General features: G+C 34.7%; 24 protein-coding genes. 3 read left to right on the forward strand and 21 right to left on the reverse strand.

The features are described from left to right. The first annotated feature begins 45 nt into the window (after nt 1-45). On the forward strand, nt 46-939 hold the full coding sequence (locus PBV87_RS12155) for a transposase (RefSeq protein WP_271012477.1): 894 nt from the start codon (nt 46-48) through the stop codon (nt 937-939). Nucleotides 940-1,101: 162 nt separating this feature from the next. Here the strand turns inward: PBV87_RS12155 and PBV87_RS12160 are convergent, their stop codons facing one another. The 12 genes from PBV87_RS12160 to PBV87_RS12215 form a co-directional block, all read right to left on the reverse strand. Beyond that, the gene (locus PBV87_RS12160; RefSeq protein WP_271012478.1) at nt 1,102-2,229 is read right to left on the reverse strand and encodes a murein hydrolase activator EnvC family protein; all 1,128 of its coding nucleotides are present in this window, start codon (nt 2,227-2,229) and stop codon (nt 1,102-1,104) included. 12 nt (nt 2,230-2,241) lie between these two features. Then, on the reverse strand, nt 2,242-3,138 hold the full coding sequence (ftsX, locus tag PBV87_RS12165; protein WP_198524852.1) for a permease-like cell division protein FtsX: 897 nt from the start codon (nt 3,136-3,138) through the stop codon (nt 2,242-2,244). Further along, entirely contained in the window at nt 3,104-3,811 is a 708-nt protein-coding gene (gene ftsE, locus PBV87_RS12170; RefSeq protein ID WP_271012479.1) for a cell division ATP-binding protein FtsE, read from the reverse strand. Before ftsE ends, ftsX begins: the two co-directional genes overlap by 35 nt. 15 nt (nt 3,812-3,826) lie before the next feature. Further along, a complete protein-coding gene (locus PBV87_RS12175; protein WP_053983278.1) occupies nt 3,827-4,924 on the reverse strand; it encodes a PucR family transcriptional regulator in 1,098 nt (365 codons plus the stop codon). A gap of 171 nt (nt 4,925-5,095) precedes the next feature. Next, nucleotides 5,096-6,214, reverse strand: a complete 1,119-nt coding sequence (locus PBV87_RS12180; RefSeq protein WP_053983277.1) for an ABC transporter ATP-binding protein — start codon at nt 6,212-6,214, stop codon at nt 5,096-5,098. Nucleotides 6,215-6,481: 267 nt separating this feature from the next. Then, nucleotides 6,482-7,219 (reverse strand): WecB/TagA/CpsF family glycosyltransferase, encoded by a 738-nt coding sequence (locus tag PBV87_RS12185; RefSeq protein WP_053983276.1) that lies wholly within the window; start codon nt 7,217-7,219, stop codon nt 6,482-6,484. 9 nt (nt 7,220-7,228) lie between these two features. Then, nucleotides 7,229-8,311: a polysaccharide pyruvyl transferase CsaB gene (csaB, locus tag PBV87_RS12190; protein ID WP_271012480.1), complete on the reverse strand. Its 1,083-nt coding sequence runs from the start codon at nt 8,309-8,311 to the stop codon at nt 7,229-7,231. Then, complete coding sequence (locus PBV87_RS12195; protein WP_271012481.1) at nt 8,290-10,215, reverse strand: DUF5693 family protein; 1,926 nt, start codon at nt 10,213-10,215, stop codon at nt 8,290-8,292. Before PBV87_RS12195 ends, csaB begins: the two co-directional genes overlap by 22 nt. Before the next feature lie 28 nt (nt 10,216-10,243). After that, on the reverse strand, nt 10,244-10,756 hold the full coding sequence (locus PBV87_RS12200; RefSeq protein WP_053983273.1) for a hypothetical protein: 513 nt from the start codon (nt 10,754-10,756) through the stop codon (nt 10,244-10,246). Between the two features lie 94 nt (nt 10,757-10,850). Continuing rightward, a complete protein-coding gene (locus tag PBV87_RS12205) occupies nt 10,851-13,688 on the reverse strand; it encodes a phosphodiester glycosidase family protein (RefSeq protein ID WP_271012482.1) in 2,838 nt (945 codons plus the stop codon). A gap of 43 nt (nt 13,689-13,731) precedes the next feature. Next, a complete protein-coding gene (locus PBV87_RS12210; protein ID WP_053983271.1) occupies nt 13,732-15,027 on the reverse strand; it encodes an LCP family protein in 1,296 nt (431 codons plus the stop codon). 194 nt (nt 15,028-15,221) lie between these two features. Beyond that, a complete protein-coding gene (locus tag PBV87_RS12215; protein ID WP_271012483.1) occupies nt 15,222-16,574 on the reverse strand; it encodes an LCP family protein in 1,353 nt (450 codons plus the stop codon). 208 nt (nt 16,575-16,782) lie between these two features. Here PBV87_RS12215 and PBV87_RS12220 point away from each other — a divergent pair, with 208 nt between their 5' ends. After that, nucleotides 16,783-17,640 carry a deoxyribonuclease IV gene (locus PBV87_RS12220; protein WP_271012484.1) on the forward strand — a complete coding sequence of 286 codons (858 nt, stop codon included), beginning with the start codon at nt 16,783-16,785 and terminating at the stop codon, nt 17,638-17,640. A 6-nt stretch (nt 17,641-17,646) separates the two neighbouring features. Next, on the forward strand, nt 17,647-18,426 hold the full coding sequence (gene ymfI, locus PBV87_RS12225; RefSeq protein WP_271012485.1) for an elongation factor P 5-aminopentanone reductase: 780 nt from the start codon (nt 17,647-17,649) through the stop codon (nt 18,424-18,426). A gap of 341 nt (nt 18,427-18,767) precedes the next feature. Here ymfI and PBV87_RS12230 read toward each other — a convergent pair whose 3' ends face one another. From PBV87_RS12230 to PBV87_RS12270, 9 genes are all read right to left on the reverse strand, one after another. Next, a complete protein-coding gene (locus PBV87_RS12230) occupies nt 18,768-20,108 on the reverse strand; it encodes an MATE family efflux transporter (RefSeq protein WP_271012486.1) in 1,341 nt (446 codons plus the stop codon). Then, the gene (locus tag PBV87_RS12235; RefSeq protein WP_053983266.1) at nt 20,101-20,550 is read right to left on the reverse strand and encodes a MarR family winged helix-turn-helix transcriptional regulator; all 450 of its coding nucleotides are present in this window, start codon (nt 20,548-20,550) and stop codon (nt 20,101-20,103) included. Before PBV87_RS12235 ends, PBV87_RS12230 begins: the two co-directional genes overlap by 8 nt. Before the next feature lie 141 nt (nt 20,551-20,691). Then, nucleotides 20,692-21,297, reverse strand: coding sequence for a hypothetical protein (locus tag PBV87_RS12240; protein ID WP_271012487.1), 606 nt, complete (start codon nt 21,295-21,297; stop codon nt 20,692-20,694). A gap of 183 nt (nt 21,298-21,480) precedes the next feature. After that, the gene (gene rpsI / locus PBV87_RS12245; RefSeq protein WP_053983264.1) at nt 21,481-21,873 is read right to left on the reverse strand and encodes a 30S ribosomal protein S9; all 393 of its coding nucleotides are present in this window, start codon (nt 21,871-21,873) and stop codon (nt 21,481-21,483) included. Nucleotides 21,874-21,897: 24 nt separating this feature from the next. Beyond that, a complete protein-coding gene (rplM, locus tag PBV87_RS12250; protein ID WP_053983263.1) occupies nt 21,898-22,332 on the reverse strand; it encodes a 50S ribosomal protein L13 in 435 nt (144 codons plus the stop codon). Nucleotides 22,333-22,758: 426 nt separating this feature from the next. Next, entirely contained in the window at nt 22,759-23,514 is a 756-nt protein-coding gene (truA, locus tag PBV87_RS12255; RefSeq protein ID WP_271012488.1) for a tRNA pseudouridine(38-40) synthase TruA, read from the reverse strand. Nucleotides 23,515-23,819: 305 nt separating this feature from the next. After that, nucleotides 23,820-24,611, reverse strand: coding sequence for an energy-coupling factor transporter transmembrane component T family protein (locus PBV87_RS12260; RefSeq protein WP_271012489.1), 792 nt, complete (start codon nt 24,609-24,611; stop codon nt 23,820-23,822). Beyond that, nucleotides 24,612-25,469: an energy-coupling factor transporter ATPase gene (locus tag PBV87_RS12265; protein WP_271012490.1), complete on the reverse strand. Its 858-nt coding sequence runs from the start codon at nt 25,467-25,469 to the stop codon at nt 24,612-24,614. It lies immediately after the preceding gene. Next, nucleotides 25,454-26,308 carry an energy-coupling factor transporter ATPase gene (locus tag PBV87_RS12270; protein WP_053983259.1) on the reverse strand — a complete coding sequence of 285 codons (855 nt, stop codon included), beginning with the start codon at nt 26,306-26,308 and terminating at the stop codon, nt 25,454-25,456. Before PBV87_RS12270 ends, PBV87_RS12265 begins: the two co-directional genes overlap by 16 nt. Nucleotides 26,309-26,487 lie beyond the last annotated feature (179 nt).

A 26,487-nucleotide genomic window follows, 5' to 3' on the forward strand; every position in this document is an offset into this window, starting at 1 on the left:
TCCGGCTATACTCTATTAACATCTATTTTAAGAAAGGATTTAAAAATGCCTAGAGTAGCTCGTATTAAAACTAATGATAGTGTATTTCATATTATGCTTCATTCTTTATCTGAAATTAACCTCTTCAATGATTCAGAAGATAAAGAGATGTATCTCGCACTTATAAAGAAAGCTAAAACTAAATTTCATTTTAAAGTTTATGCATTTTGCTTAATGACCACCCATGCTCATTTAGTAATTGATAGCTTTGGGAGTGATATTTCTAAGGTAATGCACTACATTAATTTATGCTATTCTATCTACTATAACAATAAATATAGCAGAAGTGGGCCTGTTTTTAGAGACCGCTTTAAAAGTAAAATCGTTAATTCTTATAAATATCTAGTGAATGTTTGCGCATATATCCATGCCAATCCTAAGGATCTTCTAAAATCACAAGATACCCTTTTAGACTATCCTTATAACAGTTTAATAGATTATATAAAAGGTTGCAATCGCTTTAAAATTTTAGACTCCGCATTCCTGATCTCCTTACTTGCTTTAAACCATCGTACAAATAGAAAACAATATTATCATTATATAAGTCGAACTTTAGATACATCTATCATAAAAGATACAGACTTTCCTTTGTATACCTCTGAACCTACTAATAGTAAATTCATTCCGCGTATCCATGACCCTGAAATGATTCTCCAATATGTTTCTACTCAACTAAATCAGCCTAGTCAATGTATATTTTACAAGTATTCTTCATCTGCAACCTCGCTTAGAGCTTTAACCTGTTTTATGCTACACGCATTTTGTAATATGTCTCACCTCGAAATCTGTGCATTTATTGGCAATATCTCTAGATCTAGAGTTTCATCTCTTATTGCTAAGGGTATGTCCCTTACTTATGATATGCCTATTATAGAGAATTTTATTAGTATTAATTCTTAATTCCCATATAAAAATAATAGACCAACATAATGTATATATCATGTTGGTCTATTAACCATGTTTAAATTTTTATTCTAATAATACCCTATTCATAGAATTGTAGAGAAAGGGGAAACTATTATTTAGTTCCCCCTTTCTTTTATGAATCTGAATGAACCGTCCCTAATTATTTAAATAATTCCATGGGGAGGTGTGGCGGCCGTTGACGCGAACTTCGAAGTGGCAGTGATTACCTGTTGAGTTCCCTGTACTTCCGATTCGCGCGACTTGTGTACCGCGGCTTACATATTCTCCTACACTTACTGTTAGTGAGGAGTTATGTCCATAAATACTTACAATCCCACTTCCGTGGTCAATCATAATGGTATTTCCAAATCCTCTTACCCATCCGGATACGATGACTTTCCCATCAGCTGCTGCAATGACTTTTTCTCCGTATGGAGCTGGTATATCAATCCCTTGATGGAATTCAGCTATCCCTGATATTGGGTTATTTCTTGGATTATATTGTGAGCTAAGGCGGTAGTATCCTGGTACTGGCCATTCAAACTTTCCACCTGAATATTTGACTGTACTTGCCTCAGTTAAGCGTTTAATTTCTTTTTCTAATTCTTTTGAGATTTCTTCCATCTCATCAATCTCATCACTTAACGTTCTGGCTTTAGATTTCTTTTCAGCAATCTTTTTATTTTTATCCTTTCGCATACTTTCAAGTTCACTCATAACAGCTTCTTGATTACTACGTAATCCTTCTATTGCTACTTGCTCAACTTCTAAAGTTGCTTTTTTCTCAGCTATGACTTCTTCTTGCTTTTGATATTCATCTAATAGCTGATTATCATATTCAGATATAACTTTTATGTATTTCGTACGATCTAGAAGCTCACCTAAGCTTCCTGATGAAAAAATCAGTTCAATATAGCCTGATTTTTCATTCTTATACATCTGTACCATTCGATCTTTAGTCGCCTCATATTGATATTCTTTTTTCTCTATAGCGGCTTCTAATTCTTCTTTAGCAACTTCTACCTCACTTTTTTTAGCTTCCAAGTCAGTTTCTATCTTTAAAAGCTTATCTTCAGCAGCCACAATTTTTTTATCAAGTGCATCCACTTCTTTTTCAAGCTGTGTTTGTTCTTTTTCTACTTGAGAAAGTTGATTTTTGGAATCTTGAATATTTTGCTGTGTTTCTTTCAAATCACTTTTTTTATCGGATAAACTTGATCCATATAGTGGTATAATACCTATACTTATAATAAGTGCCCATACTAACAAAACTCTTCTTTTCATTGTTGTATCTCCTTACACCTTAAGATGTTTGTGTATTGCGATAGCACTACCTAATACCCCAATACCAATTCCTATTAATCCAAACATAGGTATAAGACCTTGCATAATTTCTGCTATAGGTACTAACTGCATACCACCCATAAAGTTTCCTAATGCGTCTCCAATTAAGTCTAAAAATACAACATAACCTTCTTTAATGACCCAAGTTGGAACAATACAGCCAATAATTCCAATTAAAATCCCCTCAATTACAAATGGCAAACGAATAAATGTATCCGTAGCGCCTAAATATTTCATAATATTGATTTCTTTACGACGTACATATACCGTAAGTTTAATCGTATTTGTAATAAGTAATAATGCAATCACAATTAAACATCCAATTAAAATACTAGAGATTAATTGGACTGAATGATTAATACTCATAAAAATAATACTTTCATTTTTGAAATATTCAACTTGTAATTCAGGTATATTTTGTAGTTTCTTAACAACCTCTTCTTGATACTGCATGGCCTCTACTTTGATTTCGAAGGAAGCTGGAAGAGGGTTGTCATTTTTAAATTGTTCAAATAAAGTATCATCTTCTTGGCTACTTGCAAATTTTTGTAAGGCATCCTCTTTAGAGATGTACTCTACTTCTAAAACATAATCTGTATTCTTAATCTTATTTTCAATTTCTGTTATACGTGTAGGTTCAATATTTTCTCTTAAGTAGGCTGAAATACCAATTTGTGTTTCTACTTGATGTAATACAGACTCAATATTTTTAGCAATTGAATACGACATACCTAAAATTAATAAGCAAAGGATAATAGTCCCCGCCGAAGCAAGTGCCATAAGACGGTTTTTCCATAAGCCTAGAATACCTTCTTTACAAAGATACTTCACGGTACTCCACTTCATCATGGTACCCTCCTTCATAAGTATCTTTTACAATAATTCCATTACTTACTTCAATCTCACGCTTTTTGAGAAGGTTCACCATCTCTCGTTCATGAGTTGCTACAATAACGGTTACCCCTCGCATATTGATATCAAGAAGTAAGTTCATAATCTCCCAAGATGTAGATGGGTCTAAGTTTCCTGTAGGCTCATCGGCAATCAAAATGGGTGAATTATTAACAATAGCACGTGCAATAGCCGTTCTTTGTTGCTCGCCACCTGAAAGTTCATGTGGATAACATCTTGCCTTTTTAGCAAGCCCAACAAGTCCCAGTACAACTGGGACTGCTCTTCTGATTTCTTTACTACTTGCTTGTACAACTTGCATAGCAAATGCTACATTTTCATAAACAGTCTTATTGGGTAACAACCTAAAGTCCTGAAATACAACAGCTACATCTCTACGTAAATAAGGAACTTGTCTACGTTTGAGTTTTGTAATTTCCCTACCATTAATACTAATCTTGCCATGGGTTGGTTCAACCTCTTTAAGCATAAGCTTTAATAAAGTAGATTTTCCTGAACCACTATTCCCTGTTATAAAGACAAATTCCCCTTTTTCTATACTAAGAGAGGTAGGCTTAATACCTACTGTGCCATTAGGATAGGTCTTTGACACATTATTTAAGTAAATCATGCTCTTACCCCCATCTTATAGCTTGCCTGAATTTTGTCTCTCCATATATTCCATATATTGACTTACCATGATTGTAATTTTAAATACGATGGCATCATCGAATTTTCTAAGGTCAAGGCCTGTCATTTTAAGAAGTTTATCTAAACGGTAAACAAGTGTATTTCTGTGGATGTAAAGTTGTCTTGATGTTTCAGATACATTTAAGCTGTTTTCAAAGAATTTGTTTACTGTCATAAGTGTTTCTTCATCAAAGTTTTCAACTTTTTTACCTTTTAAGACTTCTTGGATGAACATTTTGCAAAGTGGTAGTGGTAATTGATAAATAATACGACCGATACCAAGTTTTGAATAAGTTGAAATATTATCTTCACAGTTGAAGATTTTACCTACTTCAAGTGCCATACTTGCTTCTTTGTAAGAGTTAGATACATCTTTAAGGTCAGATACAACTGTACCTACAGCAATGTGAACATTACTCATAGCTTCTGAGCTTAATGTATCATAGATCATTTTAGAGTAATTATCTACTTCTGTTTCTTCTCCTGTAGCCACCTCTTTAACAAGAATAACGCTTCTTTCATCTACAGCTGTAACAAAGTCTTTAGATTTATCTGGGAAGATACTTCTTAAGATTTCTGAGATATTTGCTTCTTTGCTTTGATTTGACTCAATTAAAATAACCACACGTGGAACAGTATTTTCTACATGTAATTTTTTTGCTCTACTATAGATATCTACTAAGAGTAAGTTATCTAAAAGTAAGTTTTTAATAAAGTTATCTTTGTCAAATCTTTCTTTGTAAGCTACAAGTAAACTTTTGATTTGGAAAGCAGCAAGTTTTCCTAATTTGTAAGCTTCATCATCTGTACCACTTACAGCAAGTACATATTCTACTAAATACTCATCATAAATTTTGAAGTAATGTAAGCCTTGCATCTCTTGACTATCTGCATGAGAATTAATAAACGCTTCTACTTCTGGTACATATTCGCCTACTGCATTTTCAATAGTTGTTGCAACAATTTTTGCTTCTGCATCAAGTATGTTAAAATCACGTCTTGTAATATTCTTTAGGCCGTCTATTGTGTTTTGTAAAATTTGGTTTGAAATCACTCTTATCAGCTCCCTAGTTTTATTTATTTGAAATTAGTTTTATCGCATTATACCTTATTTTATCCTATTTACAGACAAAAAAAAAGTGTTAGCCTTTTATTTGTTAATAAAAATTAATTTTTTAAGAAAAATATAAAAGCCTGCTCCATGGAGCAGGCTTCAATATTTAAATTAGTTTGTGATTGTAAGTTGTGTTTCAAGGTCAAATGCATGGATTTTTGATGTATCAATACCGATTGCAATTGTGCTACCTGGTTTAGCTTTACAGCTTGGGTGTACACGACCTGTAACGTTGTGGCCTTCACATACCATGTAAAGGTAAGTTTCAGAACCAAGCATTTCTGTTACTTCTACTGTAGCGCTTACAACAGCATATTTAGCTTTTTCATGGTCACCTACTGTGTCCATATCAGCCATATGTTCTGGACGAATACCCATCATGATGTTTTTACCTACGTAGTTACCAGCTTTTAATGCAGCTGCTTTTTCTTTAGGTAATACAACTTCTGAGTTGCTGAATGTAAGAACGATGTCTTCTCCACGAGCTACTACTTTAGTTTCGATGAAGTTCATTTGTGGTGAACCGATGAAACCAGCAACGAATAAGTTTTCTGGATTTGCGTATAATTTAGTTGGTGAATCAACTTGTTGGATGATACCATCTTTTAATACTACGATACGTGTACCAAGTGTCATCGCTTCTACCTGGTCATGTGTTACGTAGATGAATGTTGTTTGAAGTCTTTGGTGTAATTTAGAGATTTCTGTTCTCATTTGTACACGAAGTTTAGCATCAAGGTTTGATAAAGGTTCATCCATTAAGAATACTTTTGGTTCACGAACGATAGCACGACCCATAGCAACACGTTGTCTTTGACCACCTGATAATGCTTTTGGTTTACGATCTAAACATTGATCAATATCAAGGATTTTAGCTGCTTCCATAACACGACGTTCGATTTCGTCTTTTGGAGTTTTACGAAGTTTAAGACCAAATGCCATATTATCATATACTGACATATGTGGATATAAAGCGTAGTTTTGGAATACCATCGCGATATCACGGTCTTTAGGAGCTACATCGTTACAAAGTTTGTCCCCGATCCAAAGTTCACCTGAAGAAATTTCTTCAAGACCTGCGATCATACGTAATGTAGTAGATTTACCACATCCTGATGGACCTACGAAGATAATGAATTCTTTATCTTGAATGTGAAGGTTGAAGTCTTTTACCGCTACGAATCCATTAGGATAACGTTTGTAAATATTATTTAATTTTAATTCTGCCATGATTTTTCCCCCTTGGCTTTATTTTAATCCATTGCTCTTACGTGTTGTAAAACACACTGCTTAATTTGATAATATAAATATACTATATTTCCATTAACTAAGCTATTCGCTATTTTGATAAAAAGCCTAAATTTATTTTAGTTAATAGTCCTAAAAAAAATTTGCATTTTGTGGAATAAGGGTTAACAAACTAATCTCTTTTTATCCATAAACTGTACTATATAACCAACCTGCTACTGAAAGTTGTTAAATAGCCTATTATTCGTGTCATTTTTTGTGGAACTTTTCTTTAACTACTTCTATTACGAATTTTGGTAGTACCAACATACGCTTTGCACGTGTTGGCTGACACATCAAGCGATAGAACCACTCTAACCCTACTTTTTGATAAAACTCTGGTGCACGTTTTACAACCTCTGCCATACCATCAAAGCTTCCACCTACTCCAATAGCTACACGTATATTAGGTAATTGTTCTCTATATTTATCAATCCAAAGTTCCTGCTTTGGTGCACCTAGTGCAGCCAATAGGATATTTGCATTACTATTATTAATGTCTTCTATAATAGCTGGTTCATCTTCTTCTTTAAAATAACCATCACGAATACCTACAATTTGAATCCCTGGGTACTTTGCACGCATTTTCTGGGCAGCTTGCTCTGCTATCCCTGGCTTACTCCCTAGGAAGTAATAACGGTATCCCTTATCTGCTGCTTGTTTCATTGTATTTTGTACTAAATCATAACCTGCTACACGCTCTGGTAATGCATCTTGTAATATTTTAGAGGCAAGTACCACACCAATACCATCAGGAACAATAAGATCTGCACGTTGCATAACTGCTTTAAAATCTGCATTATCACGTGCTAACATAACAATTTCTGGATTTGGTGTAAAGACCATATGGTAATTAGAAGAATTCACAAATTCACTAATTCGTCTTGTTGCATCTTCCATTGTAATACGATCTACTGGTATGTCTAATACATTAATAGTATCTCTCATATTTGCCTCCTAACCTAGCAGCTCACGTACCTTGACTGCTGGCAATTCCACTTTTTGTTTTTTCTCTTGGTTTACAAGATGAATGCGTTCTCTCTCTGTCTCTAATTGTTCAATGAGTTCATCTATATAGACTTTCATCTTCTCTTCATTAATTGAAGCAACAGGCATACAGTATGGTGCACCAACCTCATTTAAGAAACCTTCTACTTTTGGATCATAAGATAAACCAATCATAGGTACTTCTACTGCATGTGCCATAATTAAGCTGTGTAAACGCATGCCTAGAATGAAATCAAATTGCACAGTATAAGCGACTACTTCATCTATAGTCATTTCTTGTTCAATCACATGTACATCGCCTTTTACACGATTTGCGATCTCCTGGGCAATACTTAAGTCTTCCTTATGATACATAGGAATGAAATAAAGGGCATAGCCTTTTGATTCAATGTAGCTTGCAATGCGTGCTACTTTTTCAATCATTTCTTCATCATTTTTCCATGGTCTAATATAAAGACCTACTTTTTTACCTTCTGGTAAACTTGCTTGGATATCACTTACCAATGCCTGTTTAGGTTCAATACCTAAAACAGGGTCAATGGCTACAGTAATCGGTGCTTTATTCACACCTAAGCTTTCTAAAAGTTGTTTAGATCCTACTTCTCTTACAAAGATATGAGTTACCCTGTTACAAATCTGCTTCACCAAGAGCTTGCCAAAGCCTTTGGCTACTGGGCCTACACCTTGTGAATAGAACACAACAGGCTTTTTGTAAAACTGAGCAATTTTAACAACACCTAAATAATATGGAATAACCTTACTACTTGTAACATCTTGTAGTAAGCTTCCCCCACCACTAATGACCACATCACTTTTCTTAATGGCAGCAATAATGTCTTTAATTCCCCATCTATTAATGGCTTCTACCCCATAAAGTGCCTTTGTTTGACTTGGTGAATTCGATAACACTGTTATTTCTACATCTGGTATTTGTTTACGTAGTGCTGTAATAATAGAAGAAAGTACAGCTTCATCACCTATATTGTTAAATCCATAATAACCTGATAATACTATTGATTTTTTAGTACCCATTTATTAATCACCTTACCTACTAATTTGGTTACACCGATAAAGATTAAGCCTATAACAATACCAAAGATGAGGCCATAACCCATTCTAATAAGAGAGATTAAAACCGGTGTATGAATATGTGCATACGTATTAACTAATGAAATCTGTCCAATAGCTCCTAATACAAGAAGTGGGATGTACTTATCTTTATAACCATAGTAAAGAAGTACCAGCATTAATGGATGACCAATTAAGAATTCTTTTGTTCTTGGTCTTACCCCAAGTGTTGTATCTAAGAATTGTCTAAATGTAAGTTCTAAAGGTGAAATACTTCCTGTATTCCCTGTACGTGAAGTATAAACAAGTAATACCACTGCACCTACTGCCATAATCCCTAATGCTAAATAAGTAACTTTATTACTTAATAAGTCTTTATAATATTGATAACTTAATCCATGACGTTCATAGTAAGCAATAAGAAGTACAAGCACGATAGGTAGAAGCATAGCTGCTTTTACACCCGCAAAAACATTAATTCCAAGTCCAAAACTTGTACGAGATAATACCCCAATAATCGTTAAGGCACCACCAAATGAAATCACACTACATTTAATAAAAGCTAAAATAGTCTCTTTAATATTTCTTTCTTTATCATCTAATACAATGGTTACACCGTAAGTAGGATAAATCACTGCTCCAAATAAAGCCATTAATTTGATCCCCATATCTGGAGAAACTTTTAAAAGTCCAGCATATCCAATAAGTCCAAGTGCCCCTAAGATATAGCCTACTTTTGTAAGTTTTAAATAATCTAATAAAAGTACAAAGACTAAAATCGCACCAAGTCCAGCTAAAAGACTTAATACATAACTCCCCATTGGTAAGTTATATGGTTTGATTTCGTTTACTACTGTATAGCCTTTTGTTTCTGCTAATTCAGTAAATGTAGAAATATTGGTTCCTAAGAAGTTTGCATCTTTTTCAATATCTAAAGTATTTGGCATTTTAAATAAGAAAGTACGTAAGTTACGTTCTGTTAAAGCAAGCATATAACGATCCATAAGTCCATCTGTTGTATACTGTTTAACTTGTGCATCTGTTACTGTGTGTAGACGTTCTACATTAAAAGCTATACCTTTTTGACTTGAAGTCTTTGCTAAAGTTTCAAAGCCTTTTTGTTTTTCTGAGAAAAATTCTACAAATCCTAATCCGTGTTCTTCAATCATTTCTACGATCATAGGATTTTTAGGTTCTACGATAGCGCTGTCTGCAAAGTAAATTGTACCTAAATTAGGAATGGCTTCGATTTGTTGTACAAAGGCTTCAATAGACTCATCTGATACATGATCCCAAGACTTAACCTGTGGTAAAATCACATAACCTAAATCTGCTGCTACTTGTAAGTGTTCATAGTTATAACCGACACCAAGTGTGGTTAAAATACTAGTAGGTACTGTTACTTCTATATAATCTTCACCTTCAATAAGTGTTTTATAAGCACTAATACCTTTTAAAGTTAAGTTATTATAAATGAGATTAAATGTTTCTTCATCATAAGCTTCTATATAAAGATTACTTCTTCTAATATTATTGCTTTCAGGATAATCTTTTTCTAACTCATAACCTTCATAAACCGTAGCTTTACCTTGGTCTTTAAAATTGACATAATCAGCACTTGATATCGGTAGCACTGTATTTTCTCTTACAAAGAGTGCATTCGCTCCTAGGTCATTAAAATGCTTAAGTACTACATCTATTGGTTCATTGGTTTGTCTTGCAATGTTAAGCACATCACTATAGCGGATTGCTACTTGAATATCTCTATAATTTTGTTCTACATTAATACGTCTCGCCCCTATAAATCCGCAAACACATAGAGATATGACAATCAATACGCTTATAATTATCTTACTTTGTTTTTTCATCTCGTCCTCCGTAATCTATCCATCATTATTATTGGATATTATACCCACCTCTAACCATTACTATTAAATCTTTTGTTGCCAAAATTCCTCGACCATCTTCACGTGGTACAATCACTAAATGATATTTTGGTACTTCACTTCCTGCTAATAAATCTGTACCTTCTGTCATATCTTGTAGGCCACCACCTTGACTTGCAAGAACTAAGCCATTTCCTGAACGTACAATAATCTCTGTTCCTTGTGCACCTACAATACTGCTCCCTTGTGGTACTGTTACAACGGTATAGCTACTACTACTTTGTTGTTTAAGTGCGTTGATTTCTTGTGTTAATACGGAAATCATCTCTTCTTGTGCTGCTAATTTACTTTCAAGTTTAGCAGTAGAGCCACCACCTGAAACAGATGCTATTTGACTATCTACATAGCTTTTTGTTACAAGTGGGTCATTTGAACTACCTGCATCCCCTTTTGCAGCATATGCACTTGTGCCTACTGCTAGTACCCCTAATGTGAGCATCAATAATTTCATTCTTTTTGTCATATAAGCCTCCTTATAAAAAATGGCAACTGCCATATTTTTTCCTACAATATAAGAAAAGATAACCGGGTAACCTTATTGGTTCCCGGTTACAATCTTATAACATCGATTCAAATGTATAATAAATATCGTCTCCTACGACTTTGAAGAGTAGGTATTCACCTTCTCCAACTTGACCTGTTGAAGTTGCTAAACCATTTAACCTTATGTATCTAATACCATCTTCAATTCGTACCTCTTTTGAAGTACTTCCAGTTGTCACTACAAAAACATTTTTACCTGTTGTCTTTTTATACTCAGCTAAATAGTCATGTAATGCTTTACCTTCACGTGCATCACTAAATTGAGTGGTAGGATTCTTACTCATTACGAGTACAATATGTTTGCCTGTACTTGCCTGTAAAGACTGTTTCAGTTGTGCCCATTGTGAGCCATTTGTTTCACGGATACCACCATTATCTGTCCCTACAAAGATTACATCTAATGCACCTTGTGTAGCTTGACCAAAAGTATTGTTATAGGTTGCTACTTTAGGACTTAAGCTTAAAGGTAAATTATTTTTAGATGCTTGAACAATCATTGATGCACCTGTATTTACCTTCTTAGACATCTTCGCAAGAGTTTCATCACTATGTACCATACCTGAAATAGATGTAGGTCCTAATACCTTTACACTGTATTGGTTTCCTGTAGCTGCTTGAAGGGTTGGTTTGTAATGTGAATCAAATTGATAATCTGATCTTGCAGAACTATTTTCAGCATTTCTATCCCCACGGGTCATAGAAACATGATCCATATAAATCGCACTTGTGCGCTTTTCTTTAGAACCATTAGCACTATACACATAAAGCTTAGTTGCTTTTGCTGGCATAGCTATATCATTTGGTAAAGCTGCACTCATATACTTCCAACCTGTATGATTTAAACTATCTGCAAGGGTTAAATAATGTACTTTGCCTTTAGCATCTTCTACTTGAACTTTTAATGTATCTCCTTGCCCATTAGCCAAGATCCACATGTTTAAGCTTTTTGCATCTTCTGTAAGTACAATAGGCTTATCAAAGACTGTATAAGCCACTTGCTTATTACTATCTTTATTAAAGGTGTATGTCATTTTAATGGATTGATTCCCATGATACTTCACTTCTTTTGAAGCTTCTACTTTACCTTCTACTGTACTGCCACCTGCTGCCCATTTTCCTAGACTTTCTTCAAAAGATTCGAGTGCCACAACAGATGGTCCTACAACCACGTTCACTTTACCAGTTGCCCCTTGGTAACTTGCTTCTAATTGATCAATGGCTTTATTGGTAGCTGCAATCGTTGTACCTGCTGCAGATACTTTGCTATTTTTACTCTTCCAAGTTATTTGTCCTGTTGTGATTGGGATTTTATAGCCTTCACTGTCTACACCATAAACTTGTACTTGTTTGGTTGCATTTTCATCTAACTGAAGTGTTGCTGGCTCAATCATTAATCCTTTTGGTTGAGTCACTTTAATTTCTGCTGTTGCACTCACATCACCTACTGTTGCAACCACAAGTCCATTTCCTGTTGTCTTTGGTGAGAACTTAAAGCCACTAAAGTCGCCTGTTACACCAGCAATAGATAAACTTACTTCTTTTTGATTCAATTGCACTGGATTGCCATTTTTGTCTGTTGCTTTTAAGTTAAAGGTAATGGACTCTCCTACAAAAGTTCTTTCACTAGAAGGTTCTAGCGTTAAGTTGGCAACTTCACCTGTAGCATTTGTAGTAAAGACACCAATTCCATTGGCTACATTTCTTTGTACAGTGCCTGATGGTCTGTTTTGAATGGTTAAAGTTGTTTCCCCTTCATTACGTGCAACTAAAGTGGTTGAACCACCACCATCTAAGTACATGGCATCTTTTGCACCTAAATTCTGAAGAATTGTAATCATATCTTGATGGGTTGCTCCTAATGTATTGGATAAGCGTCCATCTATTGTAATCAATAAAATTTCATTTTCTTTATATGTATTGGCTACGATTGTACGTGGTTCCTTGCTACTTGCTGAAACCTTATGTGCTTCTCCTTGGTAAGCTGCACCATTTTTCAGGATAAGCCCACCACCACCAACAGCCATTTGTAAGTTTTCAATTTGTTCGACCACTGCATTATTTAAGCTAACAACTTGAGCGATATTAATTTCTGCACCTTCTGTTAAATAAGGCCCATATGTACTAAACTTGTCTCCACTTACCATAATTGCATAGCCATTCTTTGGTACTTCTACAACCTCATTTAGGCTAGAAACATAAGTGACTTCATCATCTTCTACTAAAATGGTGTAAAGCCCTACAGAACTTTGATATTTCGTAATGAGCGCTTGATTATTTGTATAATAACTGCGGTCAATAATAAATGGTATGCGTACACTGCTTGGTATTCTGTTGTAACTCGATAAATCAAATGCTTTTTGACCATCAATTTCTACCCACATTTTCACACTATAGTAATCCATAGAAGCTGTGCCATCTTCACCTACTAAAAGTGTACCCATATACTTAGCTGGCCCTAATGTATTGTAATCATTATTATAAGCTTGATCGATTGTCCCATCACTAACAACCGGCCCAAAAGCTGGGGTCTTAGAACTCATATCAAAGTAGTCTGCATTGACTGCTGCTACTGCACCATGCTGTGTTGCCATATTTAATATATTATCGCGTTCCCCTAATACTTGAGTTGTTATAGGTTTTAATTCTACATTCGGGTTACTAAGGTCAATACGTAATATATTTAAATCTTGCCATCCTTCACTCGTCAGGATTTCTTTGGATATATGGGTCGCCCCATTTGTTACTTGTTGTGTTTGATTAATCTCATGTAATACTGCTGCATAAGAATAGTTAAAACTACTTGCGATTACACTGCTTACGACAAAAGTGATCCAAAGTTTTTTCGCTTTCATCTAGTTCCCCTCCTCTAGCCCATTTATGGTCTCTATTTTTTATTTATTGAATATCTGCTCCAAGTACAATTTGAATGTCAGTTGTTAATGTGTCATTTGTTGTTATTTGTGCGTTTGGATAATAGGCTTTAAACTGTTCAGCTTTTTTTGCATCTTTAGCAATAATCATGGTTGCTGTTACATCTGAACGTGTATAGTTTCCAACTTCTTGTACAGCGTAACCTTCTGCTGTCAACTTCTCACTAGCAGTTGCTGCTGCACCTGTAATACCGCTTCCATTTAATATGACAACAGATACGGTTTTATCTACTATAACTTCTGCTTCTTCTGGTTCTTCACCAGCTGGTACTTTATCATAGAATACTTCTTGTACCACTTTATCAAGTTCATCATGATCTGGGAAGAAATATGATGCACCACCTTCATAACGCCCTTCTCCTGGAAGTGTATAGAACGTTAAGTTTTCTTTATTAAAACTATTTACATATTGATAATATCCTGTAAGGTCACCAAGCTCTGCATCTGTTTTAATTGAACTAAATAAAATACCCATGATTTTTGGTATTTTAGTAATGATACTTGGACTAAGTACCTTATCAGCAAAAGCATCTAAAAAGACTTGTTGTGCTGCAATACGATCTACGTCACCATTTGGATAGCTTCTAAAACGTACAAATTGTTCTGCTTTATCACCATCTAAATGTTGATAACCTTCTTTAAGGTCAATGAATAAATCCCCTGCGTAATCTGTATGTTTCATATTTTGTGGAACATATAAATCAACACCGCCTATAGCATCTACAATTTGATTAAAAGCATCGATATTAACAATTACATAGTTATCCACTGTAATACCTAACATGTTCTCAATTTCATTAATGGTAAACAAACGAATATTCTCAATCCCACCATAAGCTGTCATTTCATTCAGCTTAGATACAGATACTGTACGTTTACCAAGATCACGTAAGCTTTGTTTTTGTTCTTCACTCCATTTAACTTTTGTATCACGAGGTAAAGAGATGACTTTAACTTTGTTTGTTACACTATTAAAGTTTACTACAAAAATAACATCTGTTCGATAACCATCTTTATCGACACCAAATACCGCTACATTTTTATAAATGTCTGGTGCTTTTTCATCTTTTTTGTTTGGCTTGTTGCTACCGGCTTGAGCGCTGTTCTCACCACCATCATGTTTAAAGAAATAGTTATAGCATCCTACTACTGTTGTAGCACCTACTACACATACCAATACTGTCCACATCATGGAGAACAAAAACGTTCTCATTAGCTTCTTCTTTTTATTCATTTTCTTCTTAGTACGCTTCGTACTCATCCATTTCACTCCCTATATGACGTCTATTCGCTAAATATGTATCCATTTTATACCATATCTAATGTATATTATACATCACGCATTATAATATCACAATTTTTGACAAAATGAAATTGTATCTTTGTTTATTATAAACTCAATTTATGAACAAAATACAAAAAAGAGATATCAAAAATTTGACATCCCTTTATCTTTTACTCTATATTTTTATAAAAAATCTGATCAATCATCTCTAAGGCTTTTTCATGGTTAGCAAAATAATAAGAAATATTATTCTCATAGCGTGCCTCACCTGGCAATACATAGAACGATAGGTTCTCCATATTAAAGGCTTTCACATACGGTACGTAGGTCGTAAGTTCCATTAAACTTATATCTGTTTTAACTGAAGCAAAACCAATATCTACAAGTTGTGGCAGTTTTGTTAAAGTTTCAAAAGAAAGGACCTTCTTAGCAAAAGCTTCTAAAAACTTCTGCTGTGCTTCTATTCTTCCTAAATCCCCATTGGGATAGCCTCTAAACCTTACAAATTGTTCTGCTTTATTTCCATCTAAGACTTGAACACCTGGTGTTAGGCTAATAGATAACCCTTGGCTATGATCACGCATCTCCATATAGTGTTGTACATCTATTTCCACACCATCTATTGCATCTACAATTTGTCTAAATGCATCCAAATTGACAATCACATAATTATCAATAGGAACACCTAGCATGGATTCTAATGTGGTAATTGTAAGCTCTCTAATATTCTCTATCCCACCCCAGCTAGTCATCTCATTAATTTTACTAAAACGCACCCACTTATGTCTTTCAGGCAAAATACTCATTTGCTCCTTCGTCCAATCTACCTTTGTATCTCTTGGTATAGCTATCAAACTTACTTCTTTCGTCTTGCTATCAACGTGAGCTAAAAAGATTACATCTGTCAATCGACCTGAGGCGTCTGTCCCAAAGATTGCAACTGTCTTATCTAGCTTTTTCTCTTCTTTTAAAGGCATGGTTACACTTGTCCCATTTTGACCTACTTGCTTGTCTTCATTTATTAATGCATCTTCACTAGAGTCCTCTTGTCTGCTTTCTACTTTTACTATCTCTACATCATCATATACCAAGCTATTATAACCCACTATACCTGCTCCTGTTATTAAACCTACTGAAAGGAAAATAACAATAAGCGTACACAAAAGTACCTTCATAGTGATACTTCTTTTACCTTTATGCCTACTTCTCTTTTCTTCCTTTAATAACCTTTGATTAACTTTTTCATTTTTTAATACTGTTTGATTAGTGTCCTCGCCTTCTAATCTCTTCAGACTAGCCTGCTTCTCTTCTAATCCCCCTTGATTCACCTTCTGATTTTCTAATATTCCTTGGCTAGCCTGTTTGTTTTCTGCCAAGTCTTGGTGAACCTCTACACTACTTTCTACTTGTTCTTTGAGCAATCCGTCTTTTAATACTTCCTCTTTGATTACTTTTTCTTTGGTCAGTTGTTCTTTAAAGTTTGCTTCTAGCTCGTCCTCTTTTTCCTCATACTCTTGTTTCATATAACTTCCCCCTAGGATTTAAAATCATAATATGCCCTTATAATTCTCCTTATTATATGCTACTATAAACAGAGTTCTAAAGTTCAGATCGAATTTAATAAAATTTGTATTTTAGAACCTTTAAATGTTAATAATTAGTATACTATAGTTATACTCAATTGTAAATATTTGGTGTATTTTAAACTAGATTAGAAAAAAGGAGATTATTATGTTAAAAATCGGTTCTCATGTTTCTATGTCTGGTGGCCTTTTAGGTGCAGCAAAAGAAGCATATTCCTACGGTGCAAATACTTTTATGATTTATACTGGTGCACCTCAAAATACAAAGCGTTCCCCACTAGAAAAGTTAAAAATTAAAGAAGGAAAAGCCTTTATGGAGGCTTATGGACTTTCAGATATCGTCATCCATGCACCATATATTATTAATTTAGCCTCTTGTAAAGAAGATACGTATCAACTTGCTAAAGAGTTCTTAGCTTTAGAAATCGAGCGTACAACGGCTCTAGGCTCAGATTATTTAGTCCTTCATCCAGGCTCTTTCACTACTGAAACACTAGAATACGGCACAGAACGTATTATTGCCGGATTAAATGAAGTCCTTACAGAAGATACTAAACCTTGTATCTGCCTTGAAACAATGGCTGGTAAAGGGAGTGAAATCGGTCGTTGCTTCGAAGAACTTAAAGCGATCATAGATGGTGTGAAATACTCTGATAAAGTTGGTGTCTGTGTGGATACTTGCCACCTTCATGATAGCGGCTATGATATTATTGAAAACTTTGATCATGTCATTGAAGAATTTGACCGTATTATCGGGCTGGATAAACTCAAAGTATTCCATATTAATGGTTCACTCAATATACGTGGTGCACGTAAAGACCGTCATGCTAACTTAGGCGCTACAGAAGAAAACCCTAAAGGAAAAGATCAAATTGGTCGTGACGCCCTCTATCGTATTGTGCATCATCCTAAAGTACAAGGTAGACCATTTATCTTAGAAACACCTTGGCTTGATAAGAAAACCAACTTATATAAGGAAGAAATTGCTTTCCTAAAAGGAGAATAAATAGCCATGGAATCTAATCAAATTCAAAGTCCTTGTAGTCTACCTAACTACAAAGAGGAAGTTGTTCTTGTAACAGGCTCATCCCGTGGTATTGGACGTGCCATAGCAACCCATTTTGCTCAGCTCGGTGCTCGAGTTGTACTTAACGGTGCTTCTAACCAGCAAGCCCTCATAGATACCCATACTGAGTTAGCCTCTTCTGGCTACAATGTCACTTCATTTTTAGGGGATATTTCTAACTATCAAGTTGCCGAAGAACTTTTTGCCCACTGCCATGAAGTATTTAGAAGCTATCCAACTATTCTTATTAACAATGCAGGTATCAGTCACGTAGGACTCTTTACAGATACACCACCTGATCTATGGCAAAAAGTCATAACGACTAATTTAAACTCAGCCTATAACTGCTGCCACCTAGCTACGCCTCATATGATTGCAAGTCATAAAGGCTGCATCATTAATATTTCTTCTATCTGGGGTAATGTTGGCGCTTCTTGTGAAGTAGCTTACAGTACAAGTAAAAGTGCCCTTAATGGTTTTACAAAGGCACTGGCTAAAGAATTAGGGCCTTCTAACATTCGTGTCAATGCCATTGCTTGTGGCTGGATTGATACCGAGATGAATGCTCACTTTACAGAAGATGATCGCAATGCCTTTATCGATGAAGTACCCCTTTGTCGTACAGGGCAAGCTGATGAAGTTGCCCAAACTTGTCTCTACCTAGTAAGCAATGCTGCAAGCTATATGACCGGACAGATTCTTACTTTAGATGGTGGTCTACTCTAACCTAGTCATCGATCATAGGTATAGGGCATAAATATAGAAATATTTTGTACTTTTATGGATGTCGTAGACTATATTAGTGCTTAAAAAAATGCCTTCAGTGACTCTTAGTAGTCTACTGAAGGCATTTTTGTTTCTATACTTTATGAGCTATTTTTATTACTTATTCTTATACTTCATCTTTACAAATTACTTCTTTATTCTATCCTTATAAGTTATCACTATAAATTACTTCTTTCTACAGCCTATCCTTATTACTTATCATTGTAAATTAACTCTTTTGCTTATCTTTATAGCTAGCTTTGTAAATAATTCTATTACCTCTAGCTATACAAATGATTCTATCATTTATCCTGAACTAACTTCTTAAATTCCTTATGTATTAATACCCATGATAACACCGTTGCAAGTAGATCACTTATAGGCTGTGCATAGAAGATCCCTATTGTTCCAAGTACTATAGGTAATAAGTAAATCAGGGGAATAAGCGCTACAACCTGTCTTATTAAGGTAATCACAGAAGAAGCATTCGGCTTCCCTATAGATTGGAAGAAAGTTGTTGCTAGCATAACAAATCCAAGTACTGGTGCAATAATAAAGTTAGTTCTAAGAGCAGGTATACCTATCTCCAATAACTCACTTCCACCACCAAACATATTAATAATAAAACCTGGGAACAATTCAGTCACGCTCCATATAATAAGGGTTATCCCTACAGAGAAGGCTGTTGCTTGAAGAAAAATTTTCTTAACTCTATCATAGTGCCCTGTACTATAGTTAAATCCAACTAAAGGTTGAATTCCCTGACTAATACCACTTGCAGGCATAATAACAAAGGTCATAATACTTGAAATTACAGCATACACACTAATAGCAATGTCTCCACCATATTTACCTAATTGTCCATTATAAACTAAAGCAATAAATCCCATAGCAATCTGAGCAATCCAAAAAGCAAAACCACATTTAAGAAGTTCTTTTGAAATAGCAGAATCTATCTTAAAGCTTTCACTCTTAATTTTTACTAATGTCCTTCCTGAGAAGATCATCCAAGCTCCAAATACTACCGATACAACTTGCCCAATTATAGTTGCCCATGCAGCCCCTTGAACACCCCATCCTAATCCAGCAACAAATACCGCATCTAAAATAATATTTGTAACAGCCCCTAAGGTCGTTACCCACATCCCCATAATAGGCTTACCTGATACACGTACAAAATCACATAATATAAAGGTTAAGCCCTGGAAGACACATCCCAAACTAACAATCTTATAATATTGTAGAGCCAAATCATAAGTTGTCTCTGTAACTCCAAAGAGCGTTAAAAAGGTTGGGGCAAAAACTAATAGTACAATAGATAAAATTACTTCAAATAGAATCGTCAATAAAAAAGCTGAACTAAATGCACGATTTGCTCCTGCTTCATCCCCTTTACCTCTTAGTAATGTAAAGAGTGTTGAACCCCCTGCACTACACATCAACCCAAATGCAATCATCATAAAAGAAAGTGGAAAACAAATAGATAATGCAGCTAATGCTGTACTTCCATTAACGTTACCAATAAACATTCGGTCTACTATATTGTAGATTGCTGTAATCAACAAAGATACGGCAGCTGGAATAGAAAACTTAAGAATCATTGTAGAAATTTTACCTGTTGAAAAATCTGAATGACTACTCATGCTCGCCTCCTTGCTTTGGCATAGCTTGCTGCAATTTTTCGATGACACTTACAACAAGATCCACTTCTTCATCTGTAATGTCACTTAGTCCCTTTGCCCACGCTTCATGGTACTCTAAGACATAATGTTTTTGATAGCACTGCCCAAGTTTGGTTAGACGTACTAAAGTCACACGTTTATCTTCACTCCATGTATATTTTTCGACTGCCTCCATGGCCTCTAACTCATTGATTAACTTTGTTACACTAGGTGTCGTAATATGAAGTTCCTTACTTACATCACTAATACGTACATCTTCTTTTCGCTCTCCAATAGTATAAATACTATCAATGACATGTATATGCCTTGGCTTAAATCCTTTTGGTAGCTCCTCCATTGTTTCTGTAATCTTTTTGGCAGTAAAACAACTGTTTAAAAGCTCCTTTATTTTTTCTGTGTTCATATTTTATGCCTCCTCCATAACCCTCTATCCTAATTTAAAATTAATATGTTCCTTATCGTTTTCCAAATTAGTTACTATTAGTAATTATCATAAGTAAGTATAAGGAGAAAGCTTCTTTTTGTCAACTCATCTCAAAGATTATTATCCTTCCTCTTGGTTCTTTTGTGAGAAAATAACATGACTTAATACAATCTGCCCAGCATTTAACCTCTCTTGCTGTATTTCCCTTCTTTCTAATAAATAGAAATCCACTGCTTCCCATAATGCAAAGGTACCTGCTATACTTAAAAATTCCATGAAAAGTTGCTGTATACTTGTTACTTGTAAAACAAAATACATACTTAACAAAAGTGCACCTACAATTCCAAGCCCTAGTACCTTTATTGCATTAATACCTAAGTCTACCTTCTTATCATGTAAAACAAGCATATAATGTTCTTCTATCAATTCTCTAATCTTATTCTGCTCCTCTTCACTAATCCCATCATGATGAAAACATAAAGTAATAGAATATTTTACAGGAATGATATATGTTTTATTGTCAATATACTCATAAATCTCTCCATTCAACTCACTTTGCTTACCCCATGATAAAGGATCGATTACTGTAAGACCTTCATATAAGTTGATATCTACAAGTACTTCATTATCCTTGAGCTCAAACTCTTTTGTAAGATAATCTTTTTTAGAAAGCATAGAAGCTTCATACTCCCTAATCTTTTTAAATAATTTTCCGCTGCCCTGCATAAAAGTGCTGCCTCCTCATTATCATTAATCAGCTCTAGTTAAGGGCTTCCCCCTATCTATAAGCTTTCAAGATGTGATCTCTATATAAGATAATTTGCAGTTTTAGCTTTTCTATGCACGCACAAAAAAAGAACTCCAAAGAGTATAACTCTTTGGAGTTCTTGAATACGTGTGCACGTAAAATTATCTTTTTGAGAATTGTGGTGCACGTCTCGCAGCTTTGAGACCGTATTTTTTTCTTTCTTTCATTCTTGGATCCCTTGTTAAGAAACCTGCTTTTTTAAGAGCTGGACGGAATTCTCCATCAGCTTGAAGAAGAGCACGGCTAATACCATGACGGATAGCACCTGCTTGTCCTGTTGTACCACCACCGTGAACGTTTACTCTAACATCAAATTTAGTTAATGTTTCTGTAAGTACTAAAGGTTGACGAGTGATAACTTTTAATGTTTCAAGACCGAAGTATTCTTCGATATCTCTTTTATTGATTGTGATTTTACCTGTTCCTGGTACAAGGTATACTCTAGCTACAGAGCTTTTACGTCTACCTGTTCCATAATATCTAACTGCTGCCATTTGTATTTCCTCCTCTCGATACTATTAGTTGAATTTAAGTTCTACTGGTTGTTGAGCTTCATGATTGTGCTCTGTTCCAGCGTATACACGTAATTTTGTAAGCATTTGTCTACCTAAAGAGTTTTTAGGAAGCATACCTTTTACAGCGTACATAATAACGCGTTCTGGATGAGTGTTAAGCATATCGCGTGCTTTAGTCTCTTTTAAACCACCAGCGTATCCAGAGTGTCTTCTGTATAATTTTTGGTCAAGTTTTTTACCTGTGAATACTACTTTTTCTGCATTGATTACGATAACGTGATCACCGCAATCTACGTGTGGAGTATAAGTAGGTTTGTTTTTACCTCTTAATACTGCCGCGATTTGGCTTGCAAGTCTACCTACTGTTTGACCTTCAGCATCAATAACATACCAATTTCTTTCAACATTTTGAGCATTTGCCATGTATGTTGTTCTCATATAATTCCCTCCTTCGGATTCTAGTCTTCGCTAGTTAAACCGTCTATTTAATATAAAATCCGGGGCTATTTGGATTTTATAAGTGGGCTTATTAACACAAATTACATTATAGTATAGGTCACATAGCCTGTCAAGATACTACACTTCATTTATTTATGCACATTTTATCCATTTTTTTTGAGTAGTTATCCACATTTTTCTAGTTTTACTACATACTCTGTGGAATTTGTATTTATAAGTCTAAATTAAACTATTATTATGCATTTAAAACGTATAATTTTATACTTGTTATTACTTTTTATGTCTTATATAAACTTAGAAATACATATCTATTCATGTAGTTACACGTTATGATAATTTAATACTTTATAGAATAAGGAAAAAGATTATTCCAGTCTAAATAATATTTTTCAACATATCTCCATACTATTCATAACGTAATGCATCATCATAATATACTTCTAGAAGAGTAAGACCCTCTGGTGGTGCAGTAGGACCTCCTAATGTACGATCTTTTTTCTCTATCATTTCAGCTATACATCTAGGAGCCTTCTTTCCTCTGCCCACCTCGATAAGTGTACCTGCTATAATACGCACCATATTATATAAGAAGCCATTACCACATATATCTATCTGTATAAGGTCATCTACCTTTCTAACTTCTATACTATATACCATACGCACTGTACCTTTTACTGAACTTCCTGATGCACAAAAACCTTTAAAGTCATGCTCACCTTCTATATACTTAGCTGCTTTTTGCATTCTTTCAATATCTAATGGATAAGGATAAAAATAGCTAAATGGTCCTACAAATGGATCATTTACTGAACTGGTTAAAATTTGATAGCGATATGTCTTTCGCTTTGCCATAAAGCGTGGATGAAAATCTTCTTTTACATCCATAGCATCTTTAATTACAATACTCTTAGGCAAACGTCCATTCAAGGCCTTTACTAAATTCTTAGTTGGAATAGTAGTGTTGGTATCAATAATACAACATTGTCCTTTTGCATGTACCCCTGCATCTGTACGTCCTGATCCTACTAAATCAATCTTTTCTTTTGTTAATTCATATAATGCCTTTTCAATTGTTCCTTGAATTGTTGCTGCATGATTTTGTTTAGCAAAACCATGAAAATTAGTTCCATCATAAGCTACTATGAGCTGTACTCTCCTCATAGATCCTCCTCATTTCTCTATTTATCTTCTCTATGTAAAATAATTTATCAATCTCTTAATTTATATATTAGTACGACTTTCTTCCTATTAAAAGTATTACTATATATCTTTTCATCAATAAGAGCCTACGTTATCAACCTAACGTAGACTCTATTCTCTTAATTCGGTTTATAAATCATCTTATAACAAATATATTGTTAAATAACTCGCATCTATAATACCTCATCACCTATAAATAACATTATAAGATTAATACTCTATAGATGATCAACTTAAATCTTCTAATCCTGTTAAATACGCTTCAATTATAAAATGATACACATAACAATATAAGCTACACCACAACCAAAGGCAATATAATCTCGTCCACTATATTGTAGCTTATTCATACGTGTACGTCCTTTACCACCTTGATAACATCTTGCTTCCATTGCCATGGCTAATTCCTCTGCTCTTCTAAACGCAGAAATAAACAATGGTACCATAATTGGAATCATAGCTTTGGCACGCTGCATAATATTACCTGTTTCAAAGTCTGCTCCACGTGCTGTTTGAGCCTTCATAATCTTATCTGTCTCTTCTAAAAGAATTGGAATAAATCTAAGTGATATACTCATCATCATAGCAATTTCATGAGCTGGTACATGAATCTTTGTAAATGGCATAAGCAGACTCTCTATACCATCGGTAAGCTGAATTGGAGAAGTGGTTAAAGTAAGCAGTGAACTACCAACGATTAAAAGAATTAATCTTGTTCCCATTTCAACAGCAAACAGTATGCCCTCCCATGTGACTTTTAGGAAACCCCACTCCAAAATAATATGTTCTCCAGGTGTAAAGAAGATATTAAGCACTACTGTAAAGAGTAGGATAAAAACAATACTCTTTAAACCTTTTAGCATATATTTAAGTGGGACTTTACTTATCTTAATAGCTAAAGCTAATGAAAGCATTACTCCTAGATATCCCCATACGGTATCTACTAAAAAAAGTGCAATAATATAGGCAAAAGTTAATAAAATCTTTGTCCTAGGGTCTAAGCGATGAATCTTAGAGTCTACTGGGTAGTATTGTCCTATGGTAATATCTCTAATCATCTACTTTCCCCCTCTTTCTAAGTACTGTACTAACTTATCAGCTGCTTCTTCTACAGTAAGTACATCACTATCTATATCCATACCTTTTTCCTTAAGTTCATCCATAATATGCCTTACTTGTGGCACACCAAGGCCAATACATTCAAGGTCTCTTCTATGTTTAAAGATTTCTCTCGTCTCACCTTTAAAAGCAACTTCCCCTCGGTAAAGTACAACAAGTTCTTCTGCATATCTTGCCACATCTTCCATACTATGTGAAATAAGTACAATGGTTAAATGACTTTCTTCATGCATCTTCTTAAGTTGTCCAAAAAGCTCTTCTCTCCCTTTTGGGTCTAAGCCTGCTGTTGGCTCATCTAGAATTAAAATATCTGGATTCATAGCGAGTACACCTGCAATAGCAACACGGCGTTTTTGTCCACCTGATAATTCAAAAGGTGACTTTTGCCATAGTTCTTCCTTAAGGCCTACTGCTCTTAAAGATTGTTCAATACGTTTTTTAAGTGCATCTCCCTCTAATCCTAAATTTTTAGGTCCATAAGCTACATCATCATATACTGTCATCTCAAATAGTTGATATTCAGGATACTGGAATACCAGACCTACAGACTGCCTAATTTGCTTTTTATTTGTATTTTGAGCATGTATGTCTATACCTTTTACAAATACCTGACCTTCTGTAGGCTTAAGAAGCCCATTAAACATTTGTATTAATGTACTCTTTCCTGAACCTGTATGACCAATAATGCCTAGAAATGTACCATCTTTAATATGAATATTAATATTTTTAAGGGCTACCTTTTCAAAAGGTGTTCCTTCATTATACTTATGTGTTAAATTTTTTATCTTAATTGCCATATTGCTTCTACAACCTCCTCAGTACTTAACATAGTAGGATCTAAGTTGTATCCCTTCTGTCTTAACAAGTAAATAAGGTAGGTTGAATCTGGTACATCTAAACCAATTGCTCTTATCTGTTCTACGTTCTTAAATACTTCCTTAGGGGTACCTGATAAGATGACCTTCCCACCATCTATTACTAAAATACGATCTGCTAAAATAGCTTCCTGCATGTAATGAGTAATATGAATAATCGTAATCCCTTGTTCCTTATTTAGCTTTACCATAGTCTCCATGACTTGTTTACGTCCAATTGGGTCTAGCATTGCTGTAGCTTCATCAAAAATGATACACTTCGGCTCCATAGCAATAACCCCTGCAATAGCAATACGTTGCTTCTGCCCACCTGATAATTGATTTGGTGAAACACGCTTATAGTCATCCATCTCTACTGTATGTAAAGCTTCATCCACACGTTTTCTTATTTCACTTGATTCTATCCCCAAGTTCTCTGGACCAAATGCCACATCTTCCTCTACAATAGTTGCAACAATTTGATTATCAGGATTTTGGAATACCATGCCTACATCTTTACGTACTTCCCAAATATGCTCACCATTACTTAAATCGATTCCATTAACCCATAATACACCTGACTTTGGTGACAGAATACCATTAAGATGTTTGGCAAATGTAGACTTACCTGAGCCATTATGACCAAGTACTGCTACAAATTCACCTTCATTAATTGTCGCATTGATATGATCTAAAGCAACGATTTTATCCTGAATCTCACCTTGTTCATCGTGGATATAATATTCGTATGTTAAGTCTTTCGCTTTTACAATCTCTGTCATGCTCTTTCCTCTTTTCTATTCACTCTTTCTTTCATGGAGTGATACCCAATATATAAAGTTACTATATAGTCCTATTGTATAATTTTGCTGCTTAAATAAATAGGTTATAGTTAATAAAATAACGTGATAACCTACTAATGTAAATAGCAAATTATAAAAAAGTATACAGAAAAGGGATT

Origin of the sequence: Holtiella tumoricola, from assembly GCF_027857615.1 — a bacterium.
Classification (GTDB): Bacteria; Bacillota; Clostridia; order Lachnospirales; family Cellulosilyticaceae; genus Holtiella; species Holtiella tumoricola.

Bases quoted from the DNA above. Each gene is read 5' to 3' on its own strand.
- PBV87_RS12155 (WP_271012477.1), top strand. From the start codon at position 46: ATGCCTAGAGTAGCTCGTATTAAAACTAATGATAGTGTATTTCATATT.
- PBV87_RS12160 (WP_271012478.1), bottom strand. From the start codon at position 2,229: ATGAAAAGAAGAGTTTTGTTAGTATGGGCACTTATTATAAGTATAGGT.
- ftsX (WP_198524852.1), bottom strand. From the start codon at position 3,138: ATGATGAAGTGGAGTACCGTGAAGTATCTTTGTAAAGAAGGTATTCTA.
- ftsE (WP_271012479.1), bottom strand. From the start codon at position 3,811: ATGATTTACTTAAATAATGTGTCAAAGACCTATCCTAATGGCACAGTA.
- PBV87_RS12180 (WP_053983277.1), bottom strand. From the start codon at position 6,214: ATGGCAGAATTAAAATTAAATAATATTTACAAACGTTATCCTAATGGA.
- PBV87_RS12185 (WP_053983276.1), bottom strand. From the start codon at position 7,219: ATGAGAGATACTATTAATGTATTAGACATACCAGTAGATCGTATTACA.
- csaB (WP_271012480.1), bottom strand. From the start codon at position 8,311: ATGGGTACTAAAAAATCAATAGTATTATCAGGTTATTATGGATTTAAC.
- PBV87_RS12195 (WP_271012481.1), bottom strand. From the start codon at position 10,215: ATGAAAAAACAAAGTAAGATAATTATAAGCGTATTGATTGTCATATCT.
- PBV87_RS12200 (WP_053983273.1), bottom strand. From the start codon at position 10,756: ATGACAAAAAGAATGAAATTATTGATGCTCACATTAGGGGTACTAGCA.
- PBV87_RS12205 (WP_271012482.1), bottom strand. From the start codon at position 13,688: ATGAAAGCGAAAAAACTTTGGATCACTTTTGTCGTAAGCAGTGTAATC.
- PBV87_RS12210 (WP_053983271.1), bottom strand. From the start codon at position 15,027: ATGAGTACGAAGCGTACTAAGAAGAAAATGAATAAAAAGAAGAAGCTA.
- PBV87_RS12215 (WP_271012483.1), bottom strand. From the start codon at position 16,574: ATGAAACAAGAGTATGAGGAAAAAGAGGACGAGCTAGAAGCAAACTTT.
- PBV87_RS12220 (WP_271012484.1), top strand. From the start codon at position 16,783: ATGTTAAAAATCGGTTCTCATGTTTCTATGTCTGGTGGCCTTTTAGGT.
- ymfI (WP_271012485.1), top strand. From the start codon at position 17,647: ATGGAATCTAATCAAATTCAAAGTCCTTGTAGTCTACCTAACTACAAA.
- PBV87_RS12230 (WP_271012486.1), bottom strand. From the start codon at position 20,108: ATGAGTAGTCATTCAGATTTTTCAACAGGTAAAATTTCTACAATGATT.
- PBV87_RS12235 (WP_053983266.1), bottom strand. From the start codon at position 20,550: ATGAACACAGAAAAAATAAAGGAGCTTTTAAACAGTTGTTTTACTGCC.
- PBV87_RS12240 (WP_271012487.1), bottom strand. From the start codon at position 21,297: ATGCAGGGCAGCGGAAAATTATTTAAAAAGATTAGGGAGTATGAAGCT.
- rpsI (WP_053983264.1), bottom strand. From the start codon at position 21,873: ATGGCAGCAGTTAGATATTATGGAACAGGTAGACGTAAAAGCTCTGTA.
- rplM (WP_053983263.1), bottom strand. From the start codon at position 22,332: ATGAGAACAACATACATGGCAAATGCTCAAAATGTTGAAAGAAATTGG.
- truA (WP_271012488.1), bottom strand. From the start codon at position 23,514: ATGAGGAGAGTACAGCTCATAGTAGCTTATGATGGAACTAATTTTCAT.
- PBV87_RS12260 (WP_271012489.1), bottom strand. From the start codon at position 24,611: ATGATTAGAGATATTACCATAGGACAATACTACCCAGTAGACTCTAAG.
- PBV87_RS12265 (WP_271012490.1), bottom strand. From the start codon at position 25,469: ATGGCAATTAAGATAAAAAATTTAACACATAAGTATAATGAAGGAACA.
- PBV87_RS12270 (WP_053983259.1), bottom strand. From the start codon at position 26,308: ATGACAGAGATTGTAAAAGCGAAAGACTTAACATACGAATATTATATC.